The organism is Leptospira soteropolitanensis, assembly GCF_026151655.1.
Lineage (GTDB): Bacteria > Spirochaetota > Leptospiria > Leptospirales > Leptospiraceae > Leptospira_A > Leptospira_A soteropolitanensis.
In genome coordinates this window covers 505,590-518,423 of the sequence record NZ_JAMQPN010000002.1, presented here as the reverse complement: position 1 = coordinate 518,423, position 12,834 = coordinate 505,590, and the positions used below count along the sequence as shown (strand labels likewise).

Annotated in this window: 9 protein-coding genes; 7 read left to right on the top strand and 2 right to left on the bottom strand. The window is 34.8% G+C overall.

Features of this window, described 5'->3' with window-relative positions:
* The first annotated feature begins 90 nt into the window (after positions 1-90).
* The 3 genes from ND811_RS07140 (at position 91) to ND811_RS07130 (ending at position 6,819) form a co-directional block, all read left to right on the top strand.
* Positions 91-654, top strand: a complete 564-nt coding sequence (locus tag ND811_RS07140) for a Tll0287-like domain-containing protein (RefSeq protein ID WP_265351393.1) — start codon at positions 91-93, stop codon at positions 652-654.
* 24 nt (positions 655-678) lie between these two features.
* A complete protein-coding gene (locus ND811_RS07135; protein WP_265351392.1) occupies positions 679-3,390 on the top strand; it encodes a PAS domain S-box protein in 2,712 nt (903 codons plus the stop codon).
* A gap of 267 nt (positions 3,391-3,657) precedes the next feature.
* Positions 3,658-6,819 carry an efflux RND transporter permease subunit gene (locus ND811_RS07130; protein ID WP_265351391.1) on the top strand — a complete coding sequence of 1,054 codons (3,162 nt, stop codon included), beginning with the start codon at positions 3,658-3,660 and terminating at the stop codon, positions 6,817-6,819.
* 89 nt (positions 6,820-6,908) lie between these two features.
* Here ND811_RS07130 and ND811_RS07125 read toward each other — a convergent pair whose 3' ends face one another.
* Positions 6,909-7,241 carry a YkvA family protein gene (locus ND811_RS07125; protein ID WP_265351390.1) on the bottom strand — a complete coding sequence of 111 codons (333 nt, stop codon included), beginning with the start codon at positions 7,239-7,241 and terminating at the stop codon, positions 6,909-6,911.
* Between the two features lie 635 nt (positions 7,242-7,876).
* Here ND811_RS07125 and ND811_RS07120 point away from each other — a divergent pair.
* The 4 genes from ND811_RS07120 (at position 7,877) to ND811_RS07105 (ending at position 11,965) form a co-directional block, all read left to right on the top strand.
* Entirely contained in the window at positions 7,877-9,340 is a 1,464-nt protein-coding gene (locus ND811_RS07120) for a hypothetical protein (protein WP_265351389.1), read from the top strand.
* Positions 9,333-9,605 (top strand): hypothetical protein, encoded by a 273-nt coding sequence (locus tag ND811_RS07115; protein ID WP_265351388.1) that lies wholly within the window; start codon positions 9,333-9,335, stop codon positions 9,603-9,605. The genes ND811_RS07120 and ND811_RS07115 overlap by 8 nt, the downstream gene beginning before the upstream one ends.
* Before the next feature lie 724 nt (positions 9,606-10,329).
* Positions 10,330-10,611 (top strand): hypothetical protein, encoded by a 282-nt coding sequence (locus ND811_RS07110; protein ID WP_265351387.1) that lies wholly within the window; start codon positions 10,330-10,332, stop codon positions 10,609-10,611.
* Between the two features lie 934 nt (positions 10,612-11,545).
* Positions 11,546-11,965 (top strand): DDE-type integrase/transposase/recombinase, encoded by a 420-nt coding sequence (locus ND811_RS07105; RefSeq protein WP_407658928.1) that lies wholly within the window; start codon positions 11,546-11,548, stop codon positions 11,963-11,965.
* Between the two features lie 207 nt (positions 11,966-12,172).
* Here the strand turns inward: ND811_RS07105 and ND811_RS07100 are convergent, their stop codons facing one another.
* Complete coding sequence (locus ND811_RS07100; RefSeq protein ID WP_265351386.1) at positions 12,173-12,463, bottom strand: hypothetical protein; 291 nt, start codon at positions 12,461-12,463, stop codon at positions 12,173-12,175.
* Between the last annotated feature and the right edge of the window lie 371 nt (positions 12,464-12,834).

Below are 12,834 nucleotides of genomic sequence, written 5' to 3'. Positions count from 1 at the left end.
TCAAAGAGTTTTTTGAAATATCAGAACTATCGTATTTACAGTTGCAGAAAAGAAAAAAAGGACTAAGATTTTGGCGAGGGTTTTTTAAGGATGAATGAAATTTCGAAAATAGCCGTGGGCACTATCATACCGGTTTTATCTCTTTTGGTAAACTTGGGTTGTCGAAAAGCGGATTATGAAGGAATGGCTCTTGAGATCACAAAAGAAGCCAAAACCAATTTGGTCCAGAAATTAACGAACGCAATTGCCGAAGGTGGGACAAAAAATGCCATCCCATTTTGTAAACAGAATGCAATGTCTTTTACTAGTAATCTTGGATCGAAAAAAGGTGTTCTCTTGCGTCGAATTTCTGATAAACCAAGGAACCCTATGAATTTTGTTTCGGAAGAAGAAAGGAAAATATTTTTAGAGATCAGTGAAAACCCTACAAAGGAAGGTGAGTATCCAGTGAAGACTGTTACTACTCGTGATACGGTAACCGTTTATGTTCCGATTCCCACTGCAGGTTTGTGTTTACAGTGTCACGGGGAACCCAATGTGGACATCAAAAAAGAAACCTTAGAAGTTTTGCAAAAAGAATATCCGGATGATCAGGCCCGAGGGTATCGAGTGGGAAATTTACGAGGTCTTTTTTCTGTACAGTTTGCACGGTAAAATTACTTTCAAATAAAGAACACGATGAATCCAGTTTCATTAATTTCGGATAAACAAGAATTATGCGACCTTGTATTGGAATATGGTTTGCATGGATTTTTGGTGTGGGATACATCCATTGGAGTGGTTTATCCAAGTCCCGTAGCTTCTCGGTCAATGGGACGATTCAATGAACAATCTTTTCCTGTGGAATGTATTCTGACTCATTCAGGTTTTTTATTAAATACCGCTTCCGTAAAAAAAGAAACTTTTTTGGGTCGGATTTGTTTTGATCCCAGTAATAGTGCAGGTTTTCCTTTTCGGTTCCATTCCAAAGAGTTTATAGAGTCTGGAAAAAAATACATTCTTCTGGTTTTGGATACAACCATTGATGATTCTATAGGCCAAGATCCTCATATCATACAATCGACCGAATTTTCTAGGGATTTGTTTTCATCTTCTTTTCGTAATTCTAGTATCGGTATGGAAATCGAAAACCCTCATGGAGAAGTGGTTGAGGTAAATTCAACTTTCTGTCAATGGCTTGGTTATACGGACAGAGAGTTAAAAACAAAATCAATTTCCGATATTACTCATCCTGAGGATTTAGATTTAGAACTATCTCATTTAGAGAAGCTGAGTCGAGGATTGATTCATAATTTTCAGATTAAAAAACGTTACATTACTAAAGACAATCGTTTGATTTGGGCTGTGTTGAATAAATCGATCATTCGGGATCATTTAGGAAATCCTGTTTATTACCTTTCACAAATTCTAGATATTTCGGAATCCTTACAAGCTGAGATGGAGTTACAAAATATATCTAGGTTACTCGATCAAGTTGCGGGCATTGCAAGGATCGGTGGTTGGGATTTGGATTTAAGGACGAAAAAAGCAAGTTGGACAAATGTAACAAAACAAATTCACGAGGTAGATGATAATTTTATTCCAAGTGTGGAAGGTGGACTTCAATTCTTTCCATCAGAAGTAAGCAAACAAAAGATAACAAATGCAATTTCCCTACTTTTAGCGGAAGGAAAAGAATATGATTTAGAATTGGAAATGGTCACTGCGAAGGGAAACCAAACTTGGGTAAGAACCATTGGCCGTGCTGAATATGAAGAAGAAAAAATAGTTAAAATTTATGGTATCATCCAAGATATCAATGAACGTAAAAAATGGGAAATGACGTTAGCTGCACAAACATCGATTTTGTGGTCTTTTGTGGAGCATGCTCCTGCGGCCGTAGCTATGTTAGACCAAGAAATGCGTTATGTAGCCCTCAGTCAGCGCTGGATTGAAGATTATAAAATTCCCTTTTCCAAAGAAGAGATCATCGGAAAAAGCCATTATGAAATCTTCCCAAATATTAGTAAGGAATGGAAAGAGATTCACGCACGTGGTTTGCGGGGTGAAGTTTTAAAAAGAGATGAGGATGTATGGAGGCCCCCTGGTTGGGATAAAGACCAAGTGATTCAATGGGAAATTCGGCCTTGGAGCCAACTGAATGGTGGTATCGGTGGGATATTGATGTTCACAAGGGATATTACCGAGGCTTATGAAACCAAACTAGAATTAAAAGCAGCGAAAGAATTTGCAGAAAAAGCATATAGCGCTAAGTCAGAATTTTTGGCTAATATGAGTCATGAAATTCGAACTCCTCTTAATGGGATTATTGGTTATTCCGATTTACTTGCTGAGACATTAGAGGATTCCTCTTATAACGAATATGCGCAAATAGTAAAACAGTCTGCACATGCCTTGTTAAACATAGTCAACGACGTTTTAGATTTTTCGAAAGCAGAAGCTGGTAAGTTAAAACTAGCAGAAGAACCATATAATTTGAAAAAATTAGTTTTAGAGGCAATCAAAATTATGAATATCCAAGCGCTCATTAAGGGACTAGATATTCACTTTCACATCGATGAAAACATTCCTCCTCTTTTAATGTTTGATTCAAATCGATTAAGGCAGATCCTCTTAAACTTACTCGGAAATGCAATCAAATTTACCGAATCAGGTTTTGTTGAATGTGATGTAACGAAACTAGAATTTACAGATGCGAAGTCGGTGAAAATTAGAATTTCAATCAAAGATACGGGGATTGGTATCGCCAAAGAAAGCCAAGAAAAGGTATTTGATTCCTTTACACAAGAGGATTTTTCCACCACACGAAGGTTTGGTGGCACAGGTCTTGGTCTGGCAATTTGTAAACAGTTACTTGCCCTGATGAAATCCGATTTACAATTAAAAAGTGAATTAAACCGGGGAAGTGAATTCTTTTTTGAAATTGAACTTCGGGTTCCTGAAATTGATCCGCAACTAAAACCAAATGAGTCGTTTACAAATGATCAAGGTATGAATTTACAGGAACAAATTGTAGGAAATTCAAAAATCTTGGTTGTGGAAGATAATCCGGTGAATCTTGGACTTATGCGAAATTTTATTAAAAGAATTCTCCCTGAAGTAAAAATCTTAGAGGCTCAAAATGGCGAAGAGGCCATTCAAGTTTTTTTAGAAGAAAGTCCTGCGCTCATTCTTATGGATATACAAATGCCTGTTATGAATGGATACGATGCAACCAAAGAAATTAGAAAACTTCCTAGCGGTAAAGATATACCAATCATTGCCGTTACTGCAGGGATTATTGCAGGGGAAAGAGAAAAATGTCTTATGATGGGAATGAATGATTACATTAGTAAACCCGTACAAAAAGAAAATTTAAAGCAAACTCTCTTAAAATGGATAGGAACTTAAATAATCTTTCTGGCTTAAAAATAGAAGTTTAAATCAACGCAAGGACAAAAGTTTCTTTTGTTCAGAAGTTAAATCTTTGGCTAAAAAACATTTGTCGGTTTGGTAAATTACGACAAAGAAATGACACAAATTCCTTTGAGGATACCGTGTTTACTTTTGTTTCGACCCTTTATGTTCAGAAATTCCTATCCATACAACAAAATCTGTTGTTTTTCCTCTGTTCCAATAAAAACTGACTAGTTAGTCAACATTTTTGGGAAGTAGCGAATGCAGAACATTGCCAAATTCATTACCGATAAAACTCTTATCGTTCAGTTCATTTTAGTCCTCCTCGTTTTGATCGGACTTTCACGTTTAATTTCCATGCATAGGGAAGCTTTCCCAAATGTTGCGCTTGATAAAATTGTTATCGAAGCACCACTACCTGGTGCCACTCCTGAAGAGATTGAGAGACTAGTTGCGATTCCCATTGAAAAGAAGTTACGTGCCGTTGCCAAAATCGATAAAATCAGAAGTTATAACTTAGAAAATGTTAGTGTGATTATGATCTTCATTGTAGAAGGGACAAAAAACACAAAAAAAGTTTTGGATGATGTGAAAGACGCCGTAGATTCTGTGCGGCTTCCCGATAACGCACAAAAACCTAAAGTGCGAGAAATTACCACTGAAAAACAGGAAGTTATCAGCCTTTCACTTACTTTAAAAGATAACTCCAAAGATTCAATCGCCGATTACCGCGTGTTACGTGATACAGCCAAGGCTTTTGAGGATAGATTTTTCCAGGTAAAAGAAATCGCCGAAATTGAAAAAATTGGATATCGGAACCGTGAGTTCCTTGTAGAAGTAGATCCAAAAGTTTTAAACGCAAAAGAAGTTGGTTTGAATACGGTTCTGAATGCCTTGGGTTCACGGAATATAAACATTCCTTCTGGAAGACTTAAAGTGAATGGAACCGAATATCTTTTGCGTACCCGAGGGGATTTTGAAGAAGCGAAAGATATGCTTTCTGTTCCGATTCTTGGAAATGAATTTGGTTTTGCTACCGTTTTAAAAGATATTGCTAAAGTCGTAGATGGTTTTGAAGAAGAAAAAACTTATGAAAAACTAAATGGAAAACACAGTATCATTTTGAGGGTTTGGAAAACAGACCAAGCGGATATCATTACCACTGCCGATACAGTAAAAACTTTAGTAACTTCGATGCAGGGAAACTTCCCAGATGTAGATATTCAAATCTATGATGACAAAAGTAAGGACGTTCGTCGCCAACTTGGAGACTTAATTTTAAATTTTGAGACAGGTCTTGTTCTCGTACTTTTATCACTGATTTTTATTTTAGGAATGAGATTAAGTTTAATGATTAGCGTTGCGATCATATTTATTTTTCTCATAGCATTTATTTTTTTGAAACAGTTTGGTTTTACGATCAATACGATTACGATTTTTGGAATGGTAATGGTTTTGGGTATGATGGTAGACAATTCCATTGTTGTAGCTGAAAACACATACCGGCTCATGCAGGAAGGAAAGGAAAGGCGAGAGGCCATCTTACAAACATTTAAAGACGTACTCGTGCCTCTTTTAGTATCGTTTTTAGTCATTTCTGCTGCTTTTTTCCCACTTTTGTTTATGAGTGGGGTGATCGGAAAGTTTATTTTAGGAATTCCAGCCGTTGTTCTTGTAACGCTTGCTAGTTCTATACTTTTTGCTCTAGTGTTTTTACCAAATTGGCTGAATTTATTTTTGCCGAAATCATTTCAAGGAGCCGTCAAAAAGAACGAATCAATCGAAGAGAAGGAAGGGGCATTTGGATATGTCTTTTCTGCTTACAAACGAACTATGGGTTTTGCTCTAAAACATAGAGTTTTTGTTCTTGCTATTTTTACTTTTATCTTTTTCTTCACTTTGTTCCTTGCGGGAAGATTTTTACCTTTTGTGATGTTTCCGTCTGGTAGCGAAGAAGATATCGAAGTTAAAATTTGGATGCCAATCGGAACCACACTTCAGAAAAACCTTGATATCATTGAAAAAATGGAACCTGTGATTACTACAATGGCAGGTAAAGATTTTGTGCATCTTCGTAGTCGAATTGGAATTCATGAAAATCCGATTACAGATCCAAAACCTGGACAAGAGGTTCATAGATCTCACCTAACAATGAAACTAGTCACTGCTGCAGATAGGAAAGAATGGGAAGATGCAAGGGCTCTTGTAAAAAAAATTCGCGATTATATTGAAGAAAACAAAGTATCGGGAAACTTCCCTAAAGACATGATTTATGATGTGAATGCCAAAATCAAAGGACCACCCGTTGGAAAACCTGTGAGTTTGGAGATTCGCGGTGCTGAGTTTGGTGTCATTCAGGAGATTGCAGATCTTTATACCAAAGAACTTAAAAAAATGGAAGGCGTTTCTGACATTCGGATCGACCTGGAACTTGGAAAAGAAGAATACCGATTCTTTGTTAAAGATGAAATTGCTGGTAGAACAGATGTAAGTGCAAGAGATATTGCAAGATCGGTTCGCACTGCCTTTAACGGTGAAGTTGCCTCTACGATTAGTAAAGGGGAAGATAGAATTAATATTTTAGTGAGGTTCCCTGAGAAAGAAAGACAGTCGGTTTCTAGTTTGAATTCAGTAAAAGTGGAAAACCGAAACAGAAGGTTGATTCCTCTAAACCAAGTAGCCTATTTTGAAAAGGATCGCGATTATTCGATGATCAACAGACAGGATTTACAACGTGTCGTTCGTTTGGAAGCTTCTGTTGATACAGATAAAACGACTTCACTCTTTGTGAACCGACAACTAAAGAATCTTGTGAATATAGATAAATATACTGCGAAATCTTATTCGGTGATTTTTGGTGGGGAACAAGAAGATGCGGGTAAGTCATTTCGTGATTTAGGAATTTCCATGTTACTTGCAGTGGCTGTAATTTTTGGAATTTTTATCGTGTATTTTAATTCCATAGGAACAACGACAGTGATCATCGGTTCCATTCCTTTTGGAATTGTGGGAGTTCTTTTTGCTCTTATGACACATGGAATGCCACTTAGTTTTATGAGTACTTTAGCCATTGTGGCACTTAGTGGATCGATTGTTGCCAACACTCTTATTCTCATTACCTTCATCGAAGAACTTAGGTTACAAGGAATGTCGATTGAAGATGCGATCATCAATGGTGGAGCCATTCGTTTGCGTCCCATTTTTTTAACTACCATTAGTACAGTGATTGGTCTTGTTCCAAGTGCTTACGGAATTCCGACTTTGGATCCATTTGTCCAACCGTTATCACTTGCTTTTGGGTGGGGATTGTTTTTTGCCACAGGTGTGACTTTGATTTTTGTTCCGGTGTTGTACAGAATCAAAGAGGATTTTAAACATATTTTTTCTAAGATTTCTTTTGCTAAGTTTGTAAGAAAAGTTTAGAATCTGATTGGTAAGAGAAAATGACTTAGAGAACTAGTCCCTTGTTTCTTTTCTTTGGTGAGAAGAAAAGGGGACTATTACAATAGAATTTATTTTTCTTTATCTTCCGAAAGAGCTTGGTCTGCCTTCTCATAATGTTCGGGTTTTAGTTGGGATTTGATGAGTAAAAGTGTACTTGCAATCACTCCTGCATCGTCCGTATAACCTAAAGCCAAAATGATATCGGGAATGGCATCCACTGGGGAAATAAAATATAACAAAGCGAAGGCTATGGATGCTTTGGCTGTGAGTGAAGTTTTTTCATCTAACAAACAATAGTACATGGCGATCACATCTTTTACAAAGGGAATCTTTTTTCCTGTGTCTTTCACCTTTTTCCAAAAATTGGCTTTGATGAATTGTAGTTTTTGATTTTCGTCCATAAATTCCATTTATGAAATTGGCTTCTCGTTTGTGAAGGAAATTCGGTAATGAAAAAAATTCAAAAAAGAAGGAAGCTTCGAAACGAAAAAAAATCTTTCCATTTGATTTCGGTTCCATGGAAATTTTTGCAAGAGGGATACGGAGGGCTTTAGGTCTGCCTTTAGGCAGACGGGAGCGAACGCGGACCCCGAAGTAGCCCGGTCCCCGCTTGGAAGATTTTTTATTTAGTCAAAGGCTATGAAAAGTTTTCTAAAGGAAACGAATCGGGGACTTGCCCAGAATTCAGAAAAATAGTGTAGAAAAATAATTTTCCAAACAAGGTCATTCAAAGAAAGTGGTGAGGTAGAAATTATATTTTTTGCAAATGAAAAAAAGCGAGGTAGGTCGGAACTTATCTCGTTTCCGCATAAATTCCTCTCCGAATCTCTCACCTGTAGAAAGTCTACTAGCTTCATTACAAAACCCTTCACAAGTAGAGGCTATTAATCATACTAACATTCTAGAGACGCATAAAATAATAAGTGACCACTATAATAATCTCACTTATAACATCTTAAAATCCTTCTATCCTAAGTTCTGTAAAAATCATCCCGACATACACTTAGAACCTTCCAAAGTAAAGGGTAGGCAGTTAATGGGAAAGTGTCCTATCTGCCATAGCCAAAGATCATTAGCGAAGAATACACCACTCCAAGGTTTACATTTACCCCTTAGCTACTTCTCATATATCTTACATGAGATAATACTTTCCTATCCTAATGTTATTACTTCAAAAGCAATTCAAAGAAGGTTAAATCTAAAATCTTATCCCTCAGCGTGGTTATTGAAAAAGAGAATACAAGCTTTTATGAGCCAACTTAATGACAGTTTCTTAAGACAAACTAAAGAAGCCTTAGAGCTTGAAGCTAAACAAAACAATAATGAGAAAATGCCATTTAGAGGAGATGTATCTAAGGCAATAAAACAAAGGGTAATCGTTAATATAGATTCACTTGCTATCTTTTCTGTAGGGGTCTCGGCAAATAAATATAGGTCACGTTATAGACATGGTGGAATTACTTCCTCAATATACAGGTCTGTTAAAAGTGGAGGGGAACAAGTAGGCTCACTAGCTTCTAACATAACGATTAAAGGGTGTCTTAGCTTCTATGAATCTCACCCTCTCACTACTTCAGATTATGCAATAAGTCACCTCTCTAAAGTTCTTTCTCCTTATAATGTGTTAATGGCAGATGAGGCTTATAGTTCTCTTTTTGGGAAATATAGAAACGTAAGGTTAATTAATCACTCTCTAAAAGCTAAGAGGAAAATACATACTTTCTCAAGGGAGAGGTGGAGTAAAGAAGGGGTTAACAGTAACGCTGTAGAAGGTGCTAATGGTGTCTTAAAAACAGCCATGAGGCAATACAGATGGTTTAATTGTAAGTACTCTCAGTTATATTTGAATGAATTTGCGGTGGCTAAGAATCTAAAGTTCTTCAAAATGGAAAAAAATATAATTTTCGGTGTAAATTCTGAGAGGGATTTTTGCGGAAATAGGATAGGAGAGATAGAACATAAAAATAGAAAAGAATTACTGAAAAGCTTCCTTTATACACCAATTAATTATTCAGAACGAAAGTATCTCGAATCTTCAAACCTTAAAAACTCACTCACTCAAGACGAATTAAACAAACTTCCTAAAGTATTACAGTCAGCGATTAAATTAAATGATTATTCAGTTAATTACTTAAGAGGTCATAGGCTAATCAGAGAACGGAAATATAGATTTATTTATAGAAAGGTATATAACTACCTCAATAAAAACCAATGGACTGACTTAAATAATGTATCAGATGCCATTGGAATATCTAAATCTGAATGTTTACATATCATTAAGAAAATGACTCTAGCGAATTTATTGGAGACAATAGTATACGATGAGAAGGGTAGGGATAAGGTAAGAATTAAATTAAGATATGAATCATTTTACCAAATTCTATTAACCAGTGAAAAAGAAGAATTAGGAATCATAGAAAGTAAGTTTAAGAATAAAGCGAAATTTAGGAAGAAAAAATCCAATTATACGGGATTTAAAAGAGGATCAAAATATGAGTAAGAAAGTTCAAACTAAAAAATTTACGACAAAGTTTATAAGGGAAAAGTTAGAGGAACAAGATTTTAAATGTTTTCTTTCGGGTTTACCTTTAGAACCATTTAACACGGAAGCCTCCCACCGAATCCCATTAGGAGAAAAGCATAGAGGGAAACATGAGCCTGAAAATATCGTTTTTATTCGAAAAGAATTGAAATCACTAAAACGAGAATGTTCAATCGAAGAGATAGTGTCAATATGTAAGGCTATAATAAAAATTCATGGATAAGAAAGATTTTCATGTTCAAATTCTGAAAAGGCAATTAGATATTCGATCCTATTTAATTCGTCGAGGTAGGGTTCAGGGATACTATACTGATTGGAACGAGTTTATTAATAAGAAATCATTTACTTTGAGCAATTTTAAACCTTATTCCAAAGTAGATGAATTTACTACCTTTGTAAGATATGCAAGGACTTGGTATCTTAACCAGGGATTACAATGGGAGAATCGATTATATGAGTTTTTTCATTCCTTAAATTATCCAAAAAAGAGGAAGGAAAAGGTAGGGTATATGTCCTCACTGCGATCATTAACAGATTACTATAGGAATAATCATGATTTGGAGATTCTTCTATATTCTAAACTTAATAGAAATAGAAACGTAGAATAGATGCTATTTTTTCTTAAGCTTCTTTAGAAAGTCATCCATTGATTTTTGTATTTTTCTACCGTCGTCACCTGAAAAAACAATGGTAGCATTACAATGAGGGCAAGTCATACTTTTCCCTGGAATTAACTTTTCTACTTTGGTTTTGGTCTTCTTTTTGCAATTTGCACACGTTACATCTACATCTAGTTTCATAAGCAATTAATGGCAGTTAGATTGAATTTTGTGAAGCATTTTTTTGACTTACTTTCCATATTAATGATAATGTCTCGTTATGTCTCTGTGTTAGGTGTTGACATTTTAGTTAAATGGAGTATAATCTAAAGTTTTAAGAGGTGATCTATGTCCGAACTTTTACGAACTGATCTTCAAACTATTATAAGTGAAATTGAAAGTAAATTTGAAGTATATGATAAGATAGTAATTTTCTATTTAATTTTAACTCCCGATTTAGGAATCTTTAACGGTAACTATATTTTTTCAAAGTCTATTTTTAGAAAAATACCTTCGTTTATAAAAGCTATTGATACATCGAATGCAATGGTTAGAATAAATGTAGAGTATTTCGTTCGAGGGAATAATTACATTGAGTTATCAGAGCAATTTGAAAAAACCATTACTTGAAATACATCTTGTTAGAGTCGATAGAGAAATACATCTCTTTAGTTTATTGGAGGAGGGGGTTATACGTTCCTACTGTGGATTAAATTCTACTCCAGATTACACCAAGAAAAATCTTAAAAATATATTCTATAATAAAGTAGAACTTAGTTACTTTATTGAAAACGGACAAAATATAGTATTATGTGACTTTTGTAGAGTTAAGTATTATAATGAGCCATAAACTATACGCTATAACTCATTAATCGACTTTTTAAAAAGGTGCCCCTTTTTTTCGTGGTTTTTACCTCCCAAAATAAAATAGTTAAACCGTCAAAAAAAAATTGATACACATTCAGAAATCCCTCATACTGACGGTTAGAACGGAGGACATTATGTCACAAGTTTGAAAATTCAGTATAAGGAGGAAGTGAAAAAATGGTGCATAGAATCAAAACTAAGACCAGACGGATCACTTTGAACCTGGACAAGTTGGTGGATTTTGCTACAAAACTACTTGCTTTTCTGGTTCAAATAACACCCCTAATTCTAACCCACTGCTTCAAGTAGGCTAGAATTAGAGCAAATGAGAACCCTTCAGAATCGCTATCTTTAGGATGGGATGCGGTTCTGGAGGTTACACACCCATAGATGTATAACAATGTTTTACAATGTCAACAGATTTTAAAAAAATTTAAAATCAAAAATCGGTATAGATTTTCGTTTCTAAGCTCGTTTTTTGATCTCAATATCAAATGGGTTAGGTTCTGGAAAGGTCTTTCCTAAGCGATCTTCAATTCTAGTGCCATTCGCCTGTATAATATCTTATTGGTTCATAATGTGAATCAATACAGAGCCGATACCCTATCTCTATAAGAGATGTATCTTTTAAGACTAACTAGAGCTGTATCGAATTCCGCATCGTCATAGAAATCGTCCCTAAAGATATATTTTTTGAATTTTCCCTTTAGAATCCATCCGATCCGTATCCAGGAAAGCTAATAGCTGGAAAATCAGTAAGAAGAATGTTTTTGAAATAATAGTAGGTGGCATTCATTCCGCTATAGAAACAAGGAATCCAAGCAAAGGATTGATATTTCATTCTGATAGAGGATCTAATTATTGTTTTGGTGAAGTCCGCAAAGTATTAGCAAACAATTGGATTAGGAGAAGTAATAGCCGTAAGGGAAATTGTTGGGACAAGGCTGTTACAGAATTCTTCTTTTCTACTTTAAAGAGAAAAATCGAATTCAATGTATTTCAAAAACTAAAAGATGCCATAAACAATCTCTCTGAATACATTGAACTATTTTATAATCGACAGAGATCACATTCTCTTCTAGGTTATGTGAGTCCTGAAAAATTTGAGTTAAATTGAATTAGTAAAGTGCCCGAAAAAACGTGATCAAGCTAAATTAATCATTAGTCGATATTCTCGATTATTCTCATTGGCAAAATTTCCTCTGCTTTAATAAAAATTCTGCTTGTCTGGCAATGCTCTTCGTAGGCATCTGTTTTACAAAAAACTGTAGTTTCAAAAATTAGTTCAACTTAGATTACTTTTCAAATTTAATTCAAGTTTTAATTATGCTGTTTTCTTCTTCTCTTTCCATCTAGGCTCTATGTATTTGCGGTAGATGAATTTCCTAATATCATCAATTTCATCTTGAACGAAATCCAATTCATACGTAAAATCGACTATTGATTTCCAGTAATATTTTATTCCATTTTCATCCACTTTCACAACTTCGCTTGCGAGATAATTATCTATTTGAATTTTATAAAAACCTTTTGCCTTTGCATATTCTTCAGTTACCAATTCGTCCTCATGGTGACCCTCTAATACATGAATAAAACTTCCCATCAAATGTTTCATATTTTCAAATTATTCCTTTTTCCATATGCTTATTTTGACGTTTGGAAAATTATAAAAAACTGAAAAAACTTCGATTTTATTAGGAAAATATGAGTTTTTTCTAATTTAGTCTTTGTTTCTGTAAATTTGTTCTTAGATAGCACGGGTTATGTTGTTTATGTCTCAACTGTTCTACTTCGTCATGAATTCTATTCATTTTCATTTGGTTAATTTATTGAATTCACAAAAGGAAAGGTTATATTCTTTTTTGTAACCCTTATTTCTTCGAGTAATTGGCTTCTCTTATGGTTTTAAAAATCCTTCAAAAACTAGAATAGAAGTTTAATCGAATTTTTGATATGCAGATACTGTTGTATATTGAAGAAATTTAC

What these genes read in the sequence shown, in the direction of transcription:
- ND811_RS07110 (WP_265351387.1), top strand. Translation starts at nt 10,330, where the DNA reads ATGTCCGAACTTTTACGAACTGATCTTCAAACTATTATAAGTGAAATT.
- ND811_RS07140 (WP_265351393.1), top strand. Translation starts at nt 91, where the DNA reads ATGAATGAAATTTCGAAAATAGCCGTGGGCACTATCATACCGGTTTTA.
- ND811_RS07130 (WP_265351391.1), top strand. Translation starts at nt 3,658, where the DNA reads ATGCAGAACATTGCCAAATTCATTACCGATAAAACTCTTATCGTTCAG.
- ND811_RS07120 (WP_265351389.1), top strand. Translation starts at nt 7,877, where the DNA reads ATGGGAAAGTGTCCTATCTGCCATAGCCAAAGATCATTAGCGAAGAAT.
- ND811_RS07115 (WP_265351388.1), top strand. Translation starts at nt 9,333, where the DNA reads ATGAGTAAGAAAGTTCAAACTAAAAAATTTACGACAAAGTTTATAAGG.
- ND811_RS07100 (WP_265351386.1), bottom strand. Translation starts at nt 12,463, where the DNA reads ATGAAACATTTGATGGGAAGTTTTATTCATGTATTAGAGGGTCACCAT.
- ND811_RS07125 (WP_265351390.1), bottom strand. Translation starts at nt 7,241, where the DNA reads ATGGACGAAAATCAAAAACTACAATTCATCAAAGCCAATTTTTGGAAA.
- ND811_RS07135 (WP_265351392.1), top strand. Translation starts at nt 679, where the DNA reads ATGAATCCAGTTTCATTAATTTCGGATAAACAAGAATTATGCGACCTT.